The sequence below is a fragment of the Actinomycetospora flava genome, assembly GCF_037400335.1.
Lineage (GTDB): Bacteria > Actinomycetota > Actinomycetes > Mycobacteriales > Pseudonocardiaceae > Actinomycetospora > Actinomycetospora flava.
The window spans coordinates 163,893-180,516 of sequence record NZ_JBBEGM010000003.1; the positions used below are offsets into that span (position 1 = coordinate 163,893).

General features: G+C 76.3%; 13 protein-coding genes. 12 read left to right on the forward strand and 1 reads right to left on the reverse strand.

Annotation, left to right across the window (positions count from 1 at the left end):
- The first annotated feature begins 2 nt into the window (after positions 1-2).
- The 12 genes from WCD58_RS10345 to WCD58_RS10400 all read left to right on the forward strand — a co-directional run bounded on the left by WCD58_RS10345 (position 3) and on the right by WCD58_RS10400 (position 15,715).
- Positions 3-1,256: an MlaD family protein gene (locus WCD58_RS10345; RefSeq protein WP_337702348.1), complete on the forward strand. Its 1,254-nt coding sequence runs from the start codon at positions 3-5 to the stop codon at positions 1,254-1,256.
- Positions 1,253-2,707, forward strand: coding sequence for an MlaD family protein (locus WCD58_RS10350; protein ID WP_337702351.1), 1,455 nt, complete (start codon positions 1,253-1,255; stop codon positions 2,705-2,707). The genes WCD58_RS10345 and WCD58_RS10350 overlap by 4 nt, the downstream gene beginning before the upstream one ends.
- Positions 2,707-4,005 carry an MlaD family protein gene (locus tag WCD58_RS10355; protein ID WP_337702352.1) on the forward strand — a complete coding sequence of 433 codons (1,299 nt, stop codon included), beginning with the start codon at positions 2,707-2,709 and terminating at the stop codon, positions 4,003-4,005. The genes WCD58_RS10350 and WCD58_RS10355 overlap by 1 nt, the downstream gene beginning before the upstream one ends.
- Complete coding sequence (locus WCD58_RS10360) at positions 4,002-5,366, forward strand: MlaD family protein (protein WP_337702354.1); 1,365 nt, start codon at positions 4,002-4,004, stop codon at positions 5,364-5,366. The genes WCD58_RS10355 and WCD58_RS10360 overlap by 4 nt, the downstream gene beginning before the upstream one ends.
- A complete protein-coding gene (locus WCD58_RS10365; RefSeq protein WP_337702356.1) occupies positions 5,363-6,676 on the forward strand; it encodes an MCE family protein in 1,314 nt (437 codons plus the stop codon). The genes WCD58_RS10360 and WCD58_RS10365 overlap by 4 nt, the downstream gene beginning before the upstream one ends.
- Positions 6,673-7,983, forward strand: a complete 1,311-nt coding sequence (locus WCD58_RS10370; RefSeq protein ID WP_337702358.1) for an MlaD family protein — start codon at positions 6,673-6,675, stop codon at positions 7,981-7,983. The genes WCD58_RS10365 and WCD58_RS10370 overlap by 4 nt, the downstream gene beginning before the upstream one ends.
- Positions 7,980-10,262 carry an MMPL family transporter gene (locus WCD58_RS10375; protein ID WP_337702360.1) on the forward strand — a complete coding sequence of 761 codons (2,283 nt, stop codon included), beginning with the start codon at positions 7,980-7,982 and terminating at the stop codon, positions 10,260-10,262. The genes WCD58_RS10370 and WCD58_RS10375 overlap by 4 nt, the downstream gene beginning before the upstream one ends.
- Positions 10,259-11,494 (forward strand): peptidylprolyl isomerase, encoded by a 1,236-nt coding sequence (locus tag WCD58_RS10380; RefSeq protein WP_337702362.1) that lies wholly within the window; start codon positions 10,259-10,261, stop codon positions 11,492-11,494. Before WCD58_RS10375 ends, WCD58_RS10380 begins: the two co-directional genes overlap by 4 nt.
- Positions 11,495-11,507: 13 nt before the next feature.
- On the forward strand, positions 11,508-12,863 hold the full coding sequence (locus WCD58_RS10385; RefSeq protein ID WP_337702364.1) for a rhodanese-like domain-containing protein: 1,356 nt from the start codon (positions 11,508-11,510) through the stop codon (positions 12,861-12,863).
- A 279-nt stretch (positions 12,864-13,142) separates the two neighbouring features.
- Complete coding sequence (locus tag WCD58_RS10390) at positions 13,143-14,027, forward strand: MetQ/NlpA family ABC transporter substrate-binding protein (protein WP_337702366.1); 885 nt, start codon at positions 13,143-13,145, stop codon at positions 14,025-14,027.
- Positions 14,028-14,039: 12 nt separating this feature from the next.
- A complete protein-coding gene (locus WCD58_RS10395; protein WP_337702368.1) occupies positions 14,040-15,059 on the forward strand; it encodes a methionine ABC transporter ATP-binding protein in 1,020 nt (339 codons plus the stop codon).
- Positions 15,056-15,715 (forward strand): methionine ABC transporter permease, encoded by a 660-nt coding sequence (locus WCD58_RS10400; protein ID WP_337702370.1) that lies wholly within the window; start codon positions 15,056-15,058, stop codon positions 15,713-15,715. Before WCD58_RS10395 ends, WCD58_RS10400 begins: the two co-directional genes overlap by 4 nt.
- 1 nt (position 15,716) lies before the next feature.
- On the opposite strand, the gene WCD58_RS10405 is transcribed toward WCD58_RS10400, so the two are convergent.
- Positions 15,717-16,604 (reverse strand): NmrA/HSCARG family protein, encoded by an 888-nt coding sequence (locus WCD58_RS10405; protein ID WP_337702372.1) that lies wholly within the window; start codon positions 16,602-16,604, stop codon positions 15,717-15,719.
- Between the last annotated feature and the right edge of the window lie 20 nt (positions 16,605-16,624).

Here is a 16,624-nt window from a genome sequence, read left to right on the forward strand (position 1 = left end):
CCATGGCCGACCGCCGCACCGCCACCGTGGTGCTCGCCGTCCTCGTCACGCTGATCGCCGCGGCCGGGGTGGCCACCGCCGCGACCGCCGTGGCCGCGCCCTACACACTCCAGGTCGTCATGCCCTCCGCTCTCGGGCTCACCGGGGGCACGCCGGTCGAGGTCGACGGGCAGCAGGCGGGCGAGATCGCCGAGCTCGCCGCCCGCGGCGACCAGGCGATCGCCACCGTCGAGATCACCGACGACGAGCACGTCGCGCTCCCGCTGCACGCCGGCACCGTCGTGCGCGTCGAGTCCCGCTCGGTGCTCGGCGAGCGCTACCTGCAGGTCGAGCCCGGGCCCGCCGACGCCGCCGAGCTGCCCGACGGCGCGCTGATCCCGGCCGGCGCCGCGCAGGTCACGCTCGAGGACGTCCTCGGCGCGCTCGACCCCCCGACCCGCGCGCGCCTGGCGTCCACGGTCCAGCAGCTCGACGGCACGCTGCGGGGCCGCGAGCGCGACGTCAACGAGACCCTGCGGACGGCGGGCCCGACGGTCGAGGCGCTGGGCTCGGTCCTCGACGCCGTCGGCCGCGACGGGCCGGCGATCCGCGAGCTGATCACCGACGCCCAGCAGGTCACCGGCGTGCTCGCCGAGCGCCGCGCCGCCGTCGAGGGCACGGTGCGCGACCTCGGGACGCTGACCGACGCCGTCGCGGCCCGCCAGCAGCAGCTCACCGACGGCCTCGCCGAGCTGCCGGGCGCCCTCGACGCCGCCCGCGGTGCCCTCGACCGGGTGCCTGCGGCGACCGACGCCGCGGTGCCGGTGCTCGACGACCTGCGCCCGGCCGCGGCGCGCCTGCCCGGGGTGGCGTCGAACCTGCGCCCCGTCCTGACCGACCTGCGCCCCACCGCCGCACAGCTGCGCTCGACCCTCGAGGCCGCCGACGTGCTGCTCGCCGACACCCCCGGCCTGCTCGACCGCACGCACCACACGGTCCCGCAGCTCACCGAGGCGGTGCGGCAGGCGTCGCCGGCGGTCGCGTTCCTGCGGCCCTACAGCCCCGAGATCGCCGGGTTCCTCGGCAACTGGGGCAACTTCTTCTCCTCCTACGACGCCAACGGCCACGTCGCCCGCGCCCTGTTCACCGCCGGACAGACGTCGCTGAACAACCAGCCCCCCGCGCCGCCGTTCGGCGGGGTGGTCGACCGCAGCCCGGCGCCCGGCACCTCCGGCGGCGAGCCCTGGACCGACGCGAACGGAGACGGTGCCCGATGAACCGCACCGACGAGATGGGTCGAGCTCCGCTCCGCCCCGTCTCCCGCCCACTGCGTCTCGCCCTCACGCTGCTCGTGGCCGTCGGCCTGGTCGGCGCCACCACCGGTGCCGTGCTGCGCAGCGAGGCCGCTTCTCCCTCCGGACGCGTCGAGGCGCTGTTCGCCGACGCGAGCCCGCTGCGCGCGGGCAACGAGGTCCGGATGTACGGCGTGCGGGTCGGGCTGATCGAGGAGATCGTCCTCGACCCGCCCGCCCCCGGCGGGCACCGTCTCGCCCGGATCGTCATGGACGTCGAACCGGAGGCCCAGCAGCTGCACGCCGACGCGACCGCCGCGATCCGGCCGGTCTCGCTGCTGGGGGAGCGGTTCCTCGACCTCTCCCCGGGCAGCCCGCAGGCGCCGGCCGCCGACGACCCCGCCGTCATCGGCCCGGAGCGCACCTCGCGCGCCGTGGACGTCGACGACGTGCTCAACACCTTCGACGACCCGACCGCCGCGGCGCTCGCGTCGATGGTCACGACGCTCGGCGAGGGCCTGCGCGGGCGGGGGCCGCAGGCCGCGGCCGCGCTCGACGCGCTCGCCCCCGCGCTGGCGCGCACCGACCGCCTCACGGCCGTGCTCGACGACCAGAACGCGGCACTGAACCGCATGATCGACGACGGGTCGCGGGTGTCGGCGGCGCTGGCCGACCGCGACGGCGCCACGCTCGACGAGCTCGTCGACACCACGCGCCGCACCGTCGACGCGGTCGCCGCGCAGCGCGAGGCGCTCGACCGGACGCTCGTCGCGCTGCCCGACACCGTCGCGGCCACCCGGCGCACCCTGGGCGAGCTCGCCGGGACCGCCGACGCCACCACGCCCGTGCTGCGCTCGATCCGCCCGGTGACCCGGGACCTGGGCGCGCTGAGCCGGGAGCTGCGGGAGTTCTCCGACGCCGCCGACCCCGCCCTCGGCGCGCTGCCCCCGGTGATCGACCGCCTCGACACCCTGCTCGACCAGGCCCGCCCGGCGGTCGCCGACCTGCGTCCCGCCGCGGACGACCTGCGCTCGGTCGCCGGGTCGGTGCGGCCGATCGGGGAGACGGTGCTCTCCCACGAGCGCGGCGTGCCCAGCAACCTCGAGCTCGCGATGAGCGGCATCGCGGACTGGGCGATGGCCACCAGCGGTTACGACGGCGTCTCCCACTACTTCCGCGGGGTCGCCGTGGTCACCCCCACCACCCTGTGCAACATCGGCGCGGGCGCCCTGCCGCCGGGCACGATCCCCGGGAACGCGCCGCTGTGCCCCGCCGCGCCGGGCGGGCTGAGCCTGCCCGCGCTGCCCGGAGCCGACGCGGTGCCCGGGGGTGAACCGGGGGCCGCCGGTTCCGGAACGGGCGGCGACAACGCCACCGGCCTCTCGCCCGAGCAGGAGCGTGGCCTCGTCGACCAGATGCTCGGAGGCGGTCGCTGATGGCCCCGTCCTCCCGTCCCGGGACCCACGCGGCCGCCGAGCGGCGCCGCACCCTCATCGTCGGCGTGGTCGTGCTCGTCCTCGCCGCCCTGCTGCTCGTGGTCGTGTTCACCGCGAACCGCGGCCACCTGCCCGGCGAGCCCACCACCACGGTGCGCGTCGCGTTCGCAGACATCGGGCAGACCGACACCAACTCCGAGGTGCGCCGGGGCGGCGAGCGGATCGGGCAGGTCTCCGACGTCACCGTCTCCGGCGGGCGGGCCGTCGCGACCCTGACGCTGATCGGGGACGTGCCCGTCCACGCCGACGCGCGGGCCGAGATCCGCGACCAGTCGGCGCTCGCGCAGAAGTACGTCGAGCTCATCCCGGGCAGCCCCGACGCGCCACTGCTCGAGGGCGTGCTGCCGGTGGAGCGCACCGAGTCCAGCCACGACCTCGCCGACCTGCTCGACGTGTTCGACGTGCCGACGCGGGAGGCCCTGCGCTCGACCGTGCGGGACGTCGGCAGCGGGCTCGCCGGGCAGGGTCCCGGGCTCGGACGCTTCGTCGGTGCCGCCCCCGGGATGCTCGACGACCTCGGCACCGTCTCCGGGGCGCTCGCCGACCCCGCGGCCGACCTGCCCGGGACGCTGCGTTCGGGCGCGTCGCTCGCCGGTCATCTCGAGCCCGCGTCCGCCGAGCTCGCCGGGCTCCTCGCGCAGAGCCGCGACACCCTCGACGCGCTCTCCACCGACGGCGGCGAGCCGCTCGGGGGCACGGTGCGCGAGGCCGCGGACACGCTGCCCGCGCTGCGGACCGCCGCCGACGACCTGTACGCGCCGCTGGCCGACACCGGCTCGGCGATGCGCACGCTCGGACCGGGCGCCGCCGCGCTCGGCGACGGCACGCCGGACCTGCGCGGCACGCTGCGGGAGGCCGTCGGCCCGCTGCGGAAGGTGCCCGACGTCGCCGACCGCGCCGACCCCGCGCTCGCCGACCTCACCGAGACCCTCGCCGCCGCGCGCCCGTTCGTCCCGCGTCTGGGCGAGGGGCTGCGCAACGCCGCCGAGCCGCTGTCGGTGCTCTCGCGCTACACGCCCGACATCGCCCTGTTCAGCCGCACGTTCAGCAGGCTGAACACCAGCCACGACGGGTTCCGGCACCAGTTCCGGATCTTCCTGTCGGCGCCCGGGCCGGCGTCGCTGTCCGGCCTGCCTCGCGGGCTCGGCGACGCCCCGACCAACCCCTACCCCGAGCCCGGGACCGCCTCGGACGATCGGGACTCGAACGGCGCGCTCGTGCCCGGAGGCGACCGATGAAGCCGACCCCCGTCCGCGCCGGTCTCCTGCTGGTGGTCGTCGTCGTCGCCGTCTTCGGGCTCGTCTTCGCGAAGACCTCGCTGGTCACGACCCTGCGGCCCGGCGACGAGCTCGTGCTCGAGACCGCCCGCGACTACAAGCTCGAGGCCGACAGGAGCGAGGTCAAGATCGCGGGCACGCCGGTGGGCGTCGTCGCCGACGTCGAGCAGATCGGCCCGGGCCGCGTCGACATCACCCTGAAGCTCGACCCCGGGGCGGCCGAGAAGCTGGGCACCGCCCCGCGCGCCGACATCCGCCCGACGACCGTGCTGGGCGGCACGTACTACGTCGCCCTCGTGGCGGGCGGCGGCCCGGGTGAGCCCGCGGGCGGGCGGATCCCGACCGAGCGCACCACCACGCCCGTCGAGCTGGACGCCGTGCTCGCGGCGATCCCGCCGGACGCGCAGCGCTCGTTGCAGCGCACGTTCGGGCTGCTCGACGACACCCTGCGCCCCGGACGGGAGCCGATCCGCGACCTGCTGGCGACGGCCCCGCGCACGCTCGTGCCGGCCGGGCAGGTGCTCGACGCGCTGCGCGGCGAGCGCCCCGACACCGACCTCGCCGCGCTGGTCACGGACTTCGACAGCACCGCGAGGGTGCTCTCGGCGCGCGACGGCCAGCTCGCCGAGGTGGTCGAGTCGTTCGGCGCGACCGCGAACGTCCTCGCGCGCGAGAGCCGGCCGGTCGCCGACACCGTCGCGACGATGCCCGAGACGCTGCGTGCGGTGCACCGCGGCGCCGGCGACCTGTCGGGCACCCTCGACCGCATCCCGCCGACGGCCGAGGACATCCACCCGGCGGTGCGCGAGCTCGACCCGCTGCTGGCCGACCTCGACCCGGCGCTGGTCGACACCCGCGCGCTCCTGGCGCAGCTGCGCCCGGCCCTCGACGACGCCCGCCCGCTCGTGGAGGACCTCGTGCCCACGACGCGGACCGGCTCCCGGGTGCTCGACGACGTCGCCGACCCGGTGTTCGGGCGCGTCAACGGTCCGATCCTGGGCGCCCTCAACGCCCCGTTCGAGGGTCAGGGGCCGAAGTATCCGGGCGGCGGGGGGACCGGTCAGCCGCTCTACGCCGAGCTCGGCTACGCGCTGACCAACCTCAACGGCACGATCAAGACCTACGACGGGAACGCCGGCATGATCAGTTTCCAGCCGGGTCTCGGCACGGCATCCCTGCTCAACGCCCCGGGCGGGCTGGACGGCCTGCTGGAGCGGCTCTCGCGCGAGGGCGGGCCGCCCCTGCTGCCCGGTGGCGCCGAGGGCGGTGGCGACCGGGGCGGACCGAGCCCGCTCGGTCTCCCGCTCGGGGGCGGGCGATGAGCGCGCGGACGTCCCTGCGCCGCACGTGGCGGCGGCTGCGCCGCGTGCCGGGGCTCGGCCGTGACGTCCTGGTGCTGGTGGGCGTCGCCGCCCTCGGCGTCACCGCGGCCGTGATCATCCTGTCGCAGCTGAACGTCGTGCCCCCGTGGAGCGGGTACCGCGAGATCAAGGTGGAGGTGACCGACGCGGTCGCCGTGAGCCCGGGCAACTCGCAGGAGGTCCGGATCGCCGGCGTGCCCGTCGGGCTCATCGAGGACGCGGAGGCCACCGACCACGACACGTCGATCCTGACGCTGTCGATCGAACCGGGGCACCCGATCTTCGACAACGCGCGGGCCGTCCTGCGGCCGAAGAACCCCCTCAACGAGATGTACGTGTCGCTCGCACCGGGCGGCCCGCCGGGGCGGGAGCTCGGGGCCGACGACGTCCTGCCGGCGACCCAGACCCAGCGACCCGTGCAGGTCGAGGAGGCGCTCGGCGGGCTCGACGAGCGCTCCCGCACGGCGATGACCGCGCTCATCTCGGAGTCCGACGAAGCGCTCGCCCGGGCCCCGCAGGCGCTGCCGGCCGGGCTCGACGCCACCAGCGCGACCCTCGACCGGCTGCGCCCGGTGGTCACCGCGCTGGCCGAGCGCCGGGACAACATCCGCCGACTGGTCGGCACGCTCTCGCGGGTCGCGACCGCGGCGGGGCGCGACGACGCCCGCCTGACCTCGCTGCTCGACTCCACGCAGGCGACCCTGGCGACGCTCACCCGCCGCGACGACGAGCTCGCGCGCACCCTCGAGCAGCTGCCCGGTCTCTCGGAGGACCTGCGCCGCGCGCTGGCCAGCACGTCGACGCTCACCGACGAGCTCGATCCCACCCTCGACGAGCTGCGCGCGGCCGCCCCCGAGCTGCCCTCGGCGCTGGCGCGGTTCGGGGACACCGCGGGCTCGCTGCGCGACGTCGCCGGACGCGCGGCGCCGGTGGTGGGCGAGGCCCGCCCCGTGCTCGCCGACCTGCGGCCGGCGGTCACGGACCTGCGCGGGACCCTCGAGGACGTGCGCCCGGTGTCGCGCTGGGCCGACGACGCGACCGCGCAGGTCGCGCCGTGGATGTACGACCTGCAGGCCTTCTTCACCAACACCAACTCCGTGTTCAGCGTCGGCGAGCCCGGCGGGCGCCGGATCGGCCGCGGCCACCTCTCGCTCGACCTGACCCAGCCCGACGGCGCGCTGCCCCCGGCCCGCGCCGGGACGAACACCTACCGCGACGGGGAGAGCCCGCTCGGGCCCTACCCCGCGGCCGGCTCGGGAGGGCCGCGATGAAGGCGATCAAGGTTCCCGCCTCCGCCGTCGGCCACGGCCGGCTGGCCGTCGTCGTGGCGTTCACGCTCGCGGTCGTCCTGGTGCTGGCCTGGATGTGGTCGTTCACCGGCGTGAAGGTCCCGTTCTTCACCTCCGACCGCGCCTACGCGGTGTCCGCCGACGTCGACACCGTGCGCAACCTCGTGCCGTTCGCCGACGTGCAGATCGCCGGGGTCCGGGTCGGGGTGGTCGAGCGGATCACGGAGGCACCCGGCGGACGACGGCTCGAGCTGCGCTTCGACGAGGAGGCCGTGCCGCTGCACGAGGGCGCGTCGATCCGCGTGTCGGAGAAGTCGCTCGCCGGCCAGTACTACGTCGACGTCGTCGACGGCACCGGCCCGCCCCTGGACAGCGGCACGGTGCTGCCGCCGTCCGGGGTGCGCCCGTCGGTGGACCTGCGCGACGTCCTGCAGGGGCTCGACGAGCCGACGCGGGCGTCGCTGGGATCGATGCTGCGCGCGACGGGCGAGGGCACGGCGGGGCGCAGCGAGGACATCGGACGGCTGGTCACCGGCCTGACCCGGCTCGGCGACCACGGCGGCGACGCCCTCGACGCGCTGGCGGCGCAGTCGCAGGACCTGACGCGGCTGTCGAACGAGCTCGGCACGGTGTTCGCGACGGTCGACACCGACCGCGGGCGCATCGCGCAGGTGGTGCGCGACGCGAACCGGGTCACCGCGGCGACCGCCGGGCAGCGCGAGGCGCTGGAGGCGAGCGTGCGGCGCCTGCCCGGGCTGCTCGCCAGCACCCGCACCGCGTCCGGGGAGCTCTCGCGGCTCTCGGGCTCGCTCGCGCCGGTGGCGGCGGACCTGAACCGCGCCGCGCCGGACCTCGGGGCGGCGCTGCTCGAGCTGCCGGCGACCACCCGCGACCTGCGCGGGCTGCTGCCCTCGCTCGACGGCGTGCTCGACCGGGCGCCGGCCACGCTCGACCGGATCCCGGCGACGGGCGCCGACGTGCGGGCGTTCGTCGGGCCGGCCACCGAGATGCTGCGCGACCTGAACCCGGCGCTGCGCTACCTGCGCCCGTACGGCCCGGAGGCCGGGCAGTTCTTCGCCAACTTCGCCGCGGGCATGGACCACCCGACCGCGGACGGGCAGATCTACATCCCGCTGCAGGCGGTGGAGAACCCGTACGCGCTGCGGCCGAACCCGCTGCAGCTGCCGACCGGCGTCATCGCGGGCGAGAACGCCTACCCGGCGCCCGGCAGCCTCGACGACCGCGGTCCGCAGGGGCCGTTCCCGCGGGTCGAGCGGGACGGCGAGTGAGGGCGCGCGTCGTCGCGGCCGTCCTGTTGCTGGCGGTCGTCGCGGGGATCGGAGGCGGTCTCGCGCAGCTGCGCGTGGACACCGGGACCGAGCAGTTCCTGCCCGCGGGCGCGCCGTCGGTGCAGGCCACCGCGGACGCCGCGGCGGCCGTCGGCGGCGACCCGGTGGTGGTGCTGGCGCGCTCGCCCGTGCCGGCCGGGCTGCTCGCCGACCCCGACCAGCTGTTGCGGCTCCTGCGCCTCGAGGGCGGGCTCGCGAAGACCCCGGACGTCGCCGCCGTCTACGGGCCGGCGACGGTGCTCAACCAGGTCGTGGGGTCGGCGCGCGGCCTGCTGGCGCAGATCGCGGGGCGCCGGGACGGTGCCCGGGAGGCGGCGCGGGCGGAGGCCGGGCGCGGCGGGGCCGCCCCGGCCGACGCCGCGCGCGCCGGCGACGACGCCGCGGCCGCGGTGGACCGGCGCTACGCGCCGCTGGTGGTCTCGGCGCTGCCCGCGGGCGTGCCGACGCTGCGCAACCCCGACTTCGTCCGCGCCGCGATCCTCGAGCCCGACGGTGCGCCGAAGCCGCGGTGGCGCTTCGTGGTGCCCACCGCCGACACCGTCGCCGTGCTCGTGCGCCCCCGCGCCGGGCTCGACCAGGCCGGGACCGCGGCGCTCGTCGACGCGATCCGCGCGCAGGCGTCCGGCGCGGGCCTCGCCGCCGAGGTGACGGTGGCGGGCGTGCCCGCGGTGACCTCCGGGCTCGCCCGCGCCGTCACCCGCGACCTGCCGCTGGTGGCCGGGCTGGTCGCGCTCGTCGTCGCCGCGCGCTTCTGGCTGGTGCCCGCGCTGGGCGGGTCGCGCCGGCAGCGGGTGCGGTCGGTGGTGTGGCCGCTCGGCGTCTCGGCGCTGGGCGCGAGCGTGGTGCCCGCCGCCGCGGGCTGGGCGGGCGTGCCGCTGTCGTTCGGCGCGCTGGCGCTGCTGCCGGCGCTCCTGGGCGTCGGCACCTCGTTCGTGCTCTACCTCGCGAGCGCCCGCGACCGGCGCCCGGTGGTCGCGCTCGGCCTCGCCGCGGCGGCGGGGTTCGGCGCGCTCGCGGTGTCGCCCCTGCCGTTCGTGCGCCAGCTCGGCGTGGTGCTCGGCCTCGGCTTCGCCCTCACCGTCCTCGCCGCCCTGTCCCTGCGCCGCTGGGCGCCTCGCGATGTCAGCGACGTGGCGTCGCAGACACCCAGTGTCCGAAATCCTCCGTCGATCATGAGGCGCCCGTGGCCGGGGCGTCTCGGGATCGTCGCCCTCGTCCTCGCCGCCGCCGGGGGCTGGATCGGTCTCGGCGGGCTCGGGGTGACCGCGAACCCCCTCGACCTCGCCCGCGGCGTCCCCGAGCTCGAGGACGCGCGCGCGGTGGACCGGACGCTCGGGTCGTCGGGCGAGCTGTCGATCGTGCTGCGCGGGCCCGACGTGCTCTCCCCGGAGGCGTTCGCCTGGTCGCGGGCCGCGTCGCGGGGCGTCCTCGCCGCGCACGGCGACCGCGTGCGACCGGTCGTGAGCCTGTCCGACCAGCTCGGTTTCCTCGGCGACACCCCGACCGCCGGCCAGATCCGCGCCGGCGTCGCGCTCCTGCCCGACTACCTGCGCGACGCCGTGTCGACGCCCGACGGGCACCTCGCGCTCACGATCGTCGGGGTCCGCCTCGACGACGACCTCGGCGCGCAGGCCGACCTCGTCGACGCCGTGCGCGCGGAGCTCCCGCCACCCCCGCCCGGCTACACCGCCGACCTCGCCGGCCTGCCCGTCGCGGCCGCCGACGGCTACCGGGCGATCTCGGCCGAGCGTTACCTGGCGAACCTCACCGGCATCGCGGCGGCGGGCCTCGTGCTCGCGATCGGCCTGCGACGCCGCGGCGACGCGGTCCGCGCGGTGCTCGCGGCGCTGCTCGCCACCGGCTGGGGCTTCGCGCTCATGGCGGCCACCGGCACCGAGCCGACCACGCTGACCGTCGCGCTCGGCGCGCTGGTCGCGGTGGGCGCGAGCGAGTTCGTCGTGCTCCTGCGCCTCGACGCCGGAGCGAGGCACCGCCGCAGCGTCGCCGTCGCGGCGGCCACCGCGGCGGTCGGCTACGCGGCCCTCGCGGTCTCCGGCCTCTGGGTCCTGCGCGACCTCGCGCTGGTCCTCACCGTGAGCGTCGTCCTCGCCTACCTCGCGGCGCTGCTGGTCACGGGTCCGCCGACCCCGCGCCGCACCCCACCACCCGACCGCACCGACGCGACCCCCGACCCCGTCCGCACGGAGGTACCGGCGTGACCACGACCGACACCGACGCTCCCGTCCTCACCGAGCTCGACGCCCTGGACGACGAGACCGCCACCACCGACAGCACCGGCCCCGTCAGCGAGCTCGACGCGCTCGACGACCCGCGCCCGGCGCCCGACGCCGAGACGGACGCCGAACCGGAACCCGACCGGCCCTCCCGCGCCCGCCTGCTGGCCACGACGGCCCGCACCCGCGCCGCCGCCCTCGCCGCCCGCGTCCCCGGCGGCCGGTGGACGCGGCGCGCCGTCGCCGCGGTCCTCGTCCTCGCGCTGCTCGCCGGCGCCGGGTTCGCGGTGTACCGCTGGGCGACCGCCCTGCCCGACGACGCCGCCCTGCGCGTCGCCGACGGTGTCGTCACCGAGCAGGCCCTCGACCAGCGCGTACGGCTCTACGGCGCCCTCTACGGCATCGCGCCGCCCGGGGACGACGCCGGCCGGGACACGTTCCGCCGCGATACCGCCAAGGCCGTCGCGGTCAGCGAGGTCGTCGTCGGCGAGGCCGCCGCGCGCGGGATCACGGTGTCCGAGGCGGAGGTGTCCGGCCAGCTCGACCAGCTCGTCACCCGCAGCTTCCCGGCGGGCCGCGACGACTTCCTCGCCCGCCTGTCGCAGGTCGGCATCGGCGAGCGCGACGTGCTCGACGAGGTCCGCCGGCAGATGGTGACCTCCCGGCTCTACGAGCAGGTCGTGCGGGACGTGCCGCCGGTGACCGACCAGGACGTCGCCCGCGCCTACGACGAGCGCCGCGCGACGCTCACGACCCCCGAGCAGCGCCAGGTGCGCGCGATCGTGCTGAGCAGTCGCGACGACGCCGACGCGACGCTCGCCCGCCTGCAGGCCGGCGCCGACCCGGCCGTCGAGGCCACGCGATCGCTGGACCAGAGCACCCGGGGCGCCGGCGGCGACCTCGGGCTGCTCGTGCGCGACCAGGTCGCCGCGCTCGACCCGGGCCTCGCCGACGCGGTGTTCACCGCCGCGCCGGGATCGTTCGTCGGCCCCGTCCCCCTGCAGCAGGCGTGGGTGGTCGCGCAGATCACCGGCATGCGGGCGGGTAGCCCGCTGACGCCCGACCAGGCCCGCGACCCGCTGCGCGCCCAGCTCGGCGCCGAGCGTGCCGGGGCGCTGTGGAACACGTGGACCACCGACCGGCTGCGCGACGCCGACGTCGAGTACGCCGACGGCTACCGCCCCGCCGACCCGTTCGCCGCCCCCGCGCCGCGCTAGAGAGAGGACCCCCGTGGTCGCCGTCGAAGTCATCGAGACCCCGTCGCTCGGCGACCGCAGCTACGTCGCCCACGACGGCGTCGCGGCCGTGGTCGTCGACCCCCAGCGTGACCTCGACCGCGTCGAGGCCGTGCTCGCCGCGCACGGGCTCGCCGTGGCGCTGGTGGTCGAGACCCACGTCCACAACGACTACGTCACCGGCGGGCTCGAGCTCGCGCGGCGCACGGGCGCGCGCTACGCCGTCGCCGCCGACGAGGACGTCGCGTTCGACCGTGTCGCCGTGGCCGACGGCGACGAGCTCACCGCGGGCAGCCTGACCGTGCGCGTGCGCGCCACCCCCGGCCACACCGACACCCACCTCGCGTACGTGGTCGACGGCGCCGACGACGAGCCGCCCGCCGTGTTCACCGGCGGGTCGCTGCTGTTCGGGACGGTCGGGCGCACCGACCTCGTCGACCCGGACCGCACCGACGAGCTCACCCGCGCGCAGTACCGCTCGACGCGGTCGCTGGCCGCGGACCTCGAGGAGCGGGCCAGGATCTTCCCGACCCACGGCTTCGGCAGCTTCTGCTCGTCGGCGCCGACCTCGGGGGCCACCGAGAGCACGATCGCGCAGGAGCGGGAGGGCAACCTCGCGCTCACCGTCGACGACGAGGACGACTTCGTGCACCGGCTCGCGAGCGGGCTCACCGCGTACCCGTCGTACTACGCGCACGTGTCGCCGGAGAACCTCGCCGGCCCGGGATCGCTGCCGACCGGGGCGGTGGCGCCGGCCAACGCCGAGATCCTGCGGCGGCGGCTCGCCGCGGGGGAGTGGGTGATCGACCTGCGGGCGCGTCGCGCCTACGCCGCCGACCACGTCGCGGGTGCGGTCGGCATCGGGCTCGAGGGGTCGTTCGCCACCTACCTGGGCTGGGTCGTGCCCTGGGGCGCGCCGCTGACGCTGCTCGCGGAGAAGCCCGACGACATCGACGAGGCGCGCCGCGAGCTGGCGCGGATCGGGATCGACCACCTCGCGGGTGCCGCCGCCGGGAGCCCCGAGGAGCTGGCGCCGCCGGAGCGCCGGGCCTCGTTCCCGGTCGCCACGTTCGCCGAGCTGGCCGACGCGGGCGAGGACGTGCAGGTGCTCGACGTGCGCCGCGCCGACGAGTTCGCGGGCGAGGCGATCCGGGGCGCGACCAACGTCCCGCTGCACGAGCTGCCCGGCCGCGTCGACGACCTCCCGCCGGCGCCGCTGTGGGTGCACTGCCAGTCGGGCTACCGGGCGGGGATCGCGGCCGGGGTGCTCGCGCGCGCCGGCCGCGACGTCGTGCTGATCGACGACGACTTCGGCGAGGCCTCGCGTCTGGGCCTCACCGCGACTACGTGAGCGAACTTCGGGGCTACAGCCCCAAAGTTCGCTCACATGGAGGCCGGGGTGGATCACAGTCGCTTGGACCCCCGTGCCCCGTTCGTGTAGACCTGCCGCCGTGATCGGGAGGCAGGTGCTGGTGCGTCGGCGTCACGTCGACCTGTGCCGCACCCCGGCGATGGGCTGTCGCCCCGGCCGCTGAGCGTTCCCCGCTCCCGCCCGCCCGTCCCGATCCGCCCCGGGCCCCTCGCGGCCCGGTCCTCGCGCACGTCCGCGCGCCTTCCCGAGAGGTCTCCCGTGCCCCGAGCACTCCGTCCCGTCCTCGTCCTCGTCGCCGCCCTCCTGCTCGCCGTCGGATGCTCCGCGCCCGGCGAGTCGTCCGGGGGCGACGGCCAGACCGTCCGCATCGGCGTCGCCGACGCCGCCGAGAACTACTGGCGCGTCTACGCCGACCGTGCCCGCGCCGAGGGCATCACCGTCGAGTTCGTCAACTTCACCGACTACAACCAGCCCAACCCGGCGCTCGCGCAGGGCCAGCTGGAGCTCAACGAGTTCCAGCACCTGCAGTACCTCGCCAACTACAACGCCAAGAACAACGGCGACCTGGTGCCGATCGGCGCGACCGCTGTCTACCCGCTGCCGCTGTACTCGACGAAGTACCCGACCGTCGACGCCATCCCGGCCGGCGGGCGCATCGCCATCCCGAACGACCCGACCAACCAGGCCCGGGCACTGCTCGTCCTCCAGGCCGCTCGCCTGATCACGCTGCGCGGCGGCGGCAGCGCGAACTCCACGCCCGCCGAGATCGACCAGGCGACCTCGCGCGTCACCGTGGTCCCGATCGACGCGGCGCAGACCGCGGCCAACCTCGCGGGCGTCGACGGCGCCGTGGTCAACAACAACTACGCCACCGCCGCGAACCTGCGCGAGGACCAGGTCCTGTTCAAGGACGACCCGAACAGCCCCTCGTCGCGTCCGTACATCAACGCCTTCGTGGCCCGGGGCGCCGACCGCGACAACCCGACCTACCAGCGCCTGGCCGCGCTGTACCACGACCCGCAGGTCATCGAGGCGGCGCGCGCGGACCTCGGCGCCAGCGGCGTCTTCGTGACGACCCCGGCCGCCGAGCTCCAGGCCGCCGAGCAGCAGCTGCGGCAGGCCGCCACGCAGGCGGGCGGCTGATCCGTGGCGCCGGTGATCAGCTTCCGGGAGGTCGGCAAGACCTTCCCCGGGCCGAAGGGGGCCGGCCCGGTGCGGGCTCTCGACGGGGTCGACCTCGAGATCGAGGAGGGCTCGATCACCGGCGTCATCGGGTGGTCCGGGGCGGGGAAGAGCACGCTCGCGCGGCTCGTCAACGCCCTCGCCCTCCCGACCGAGGGCGAGGTGTGGGTGCGGGGGCACCACACCTCGTCCCTCGGCGAGCGCGGCCTGCGCGAGCTGCGCGGCGAGGTCGGCATGATCTTCCAGCAGTTCGGGCTGCTGTCCTCGCGCACGGTCACGGGCAACGTCGCGTACCCCCTGCGCATCGCCGGGTGGTCCCGCGAGCGCCGCGGCCCACGGGTCACCGAGCTGCTCGAGTTCGTCGGCCTCGCGGACAAGGCGCGCCAGTACCCGGCGCGCCTGTCGGGCGGGCAGAAGCAGCGCGTCGGGATCGCCCGCGCGCTCGCGACGTCGCCGTCGGTGCTCGTCGCCGACGAGGCCACCAGCGCGCTCGACCCGGAGACGACGCGCGAGGTGCTGGCGCTGCTGCGCCGGGTCAACCGCGAGCTCGGCACGACGATCCTGGTGATCACCCACGAGATGGAGGTCGTCAGCTCGCTGTGCGACCGCGTCGTCGTGATGGCCGACGGCCGGGTCATCGAGGAGGGCACGGTGCACGCGGTGTTCTCCGCGCCGCGCGAGGACGCCACCCGCCGCTTCGTGCACGGCGCGCTGCGTGACCGCCCCGGGCCGGAGACCGTCGCGCGCCTGCGGCGGCGCTTCCCCGGACGCCTGGTCACCGTCGGCGTCGGCGACGACGGCGAGCAGGAGGCCGTCACCGACGCCCTCGCCGCCCACCGCGACGTGCGGGCGGTGATCGTCTACGGCGGGATCTCGGAGCTCGCGGAACGTCCCGTCGGCAGCATCACCTACGCGCTCGAGGGCGACCCCGCCGCCGTCGACGCGCTCGTCGCGGATCTCGCCGCCCACGCCCGCGTGGAGGAACCGGCATGACCGACTGGTCGGTGCTCGGCCCCCAGCTCTGGCTCTCGCTGGCCCAGACCGTCTACATGGTGTTCTGGACGATGGTCATCGCGGGCCTGCTCGGGCTGGCGCTGGGCCTCGGGCTGCACGCCACACGCCGCGACGGGCTCTTCCCGCAGCCGGTGGTGTTCGGCCTGCTCAACGTGGCCGTCAACATCGTGCGGCCGATCCCGTTCATCATCTTCATCACCGCCGTCGGGCCTCTGACGCTCGCGGTGATGGGGACGACGGTCGGGACGCGCTCGGTGCTCTTCCCGATGGTCGCGATGGCGACCTTCGTCATCGGGCGCATCGTCGAGCAGAACCTGCTCTCGGTGGACCCGGCCGCCGTCGAGGCGGCGCGGGCGAGCGGAGCGGGGCGGCTGCGGATCCTGCTCGGGGTCGTGGTTCCCGAGACGCTGGCGCCCCTGGTGCTCGGCTACACGTTCATCTTCATCGCCGTCGTCGACATGTCGGCGATGGCCGGCTACGTCGGCGGCGGGGGCCTCGGCGACTTCGCGATCAGCTACGGCTACCAGCAGTTCAACTGGCCGGTCACGCTGGTCACCGTCGTGATCATCATCGTGATCGTGCAGGCCGCCCAGGGCGTCGGGAACCTCCTGGCCCGCCGCTTCCTGCGCCGCTGACTCACACAGCCCGTGAGGCCCACGTCGCGAACGGGGTGGTCGGCAGGCCGAGGGCGCGGGCGAACTCGGGGCGCGCGGGCTGCGGGTGCTCGGTGACGAACTGCTGCGAGACCAGGTAGTGCTCCGGCGCGCCCCACTCCCGGGCCTGCTCGACCGACGCGGGCAGGGTGATCTCGCCGCCCCACACCTCGCTCAGGGTGCGCGCCGCCTCCCGGAAGCTCAGCATCTCGCCGGCCAGCTCGAGCTCGACGCGATCGAACCGCCCCGGCGCGAGCACCGCCGCCGCGCCCGCCGACCCGATGTCCTCGGTCGCGACGAAGGGCTGCGGCGCGTCGGGGTCGGTGACGACGAGCAGGCGGTCGGAGGTGCCGTCGGCGAAGTAGAACGACGGTCGCACGAAGTTCGACATGAACGTCGCCGGCCGCAGGATCGTCCAGCGCTCGACGCCGGCGTCGCGCACGGCCTGCTCGGCGGCGGCCTTGCTGCGCCAGTAGTGGCCCATGTGCGCCCCGAACCGCTCCTCGTCCACCGGCTCGGTGCCCCCGGCGCCCGACACCGAGGTGTGCACGATCTGCCCGACGCCGGCCTTGACGGCCGCCGCGGCGGTGTTGCGGGCGTGGCGCATCTCGCGGTCGCCCAGCAGATCCTCGAGGTCGGGCATCTGCACCGAGAAGACGCTGCGCGCACCGTCGAACGCCGCCACCAGCGACTCCGGGTCGTCGAGGTCGCCGCGCACGAGCGTCGCGCCGCGGGCGGCGAGGTCGGCGGCGCGGGGGGCGCCGGGATCGCGGACCAGCGCGTGCACCGGCTCCCCGGCCTCGAGCAGGGCCCGCGCGACGGCACCGCCCTGCCGACCCGTCGCTCCCGTGACCAGCACGAACTCGCTCATCAGCACGTCCTCCGTGAAGT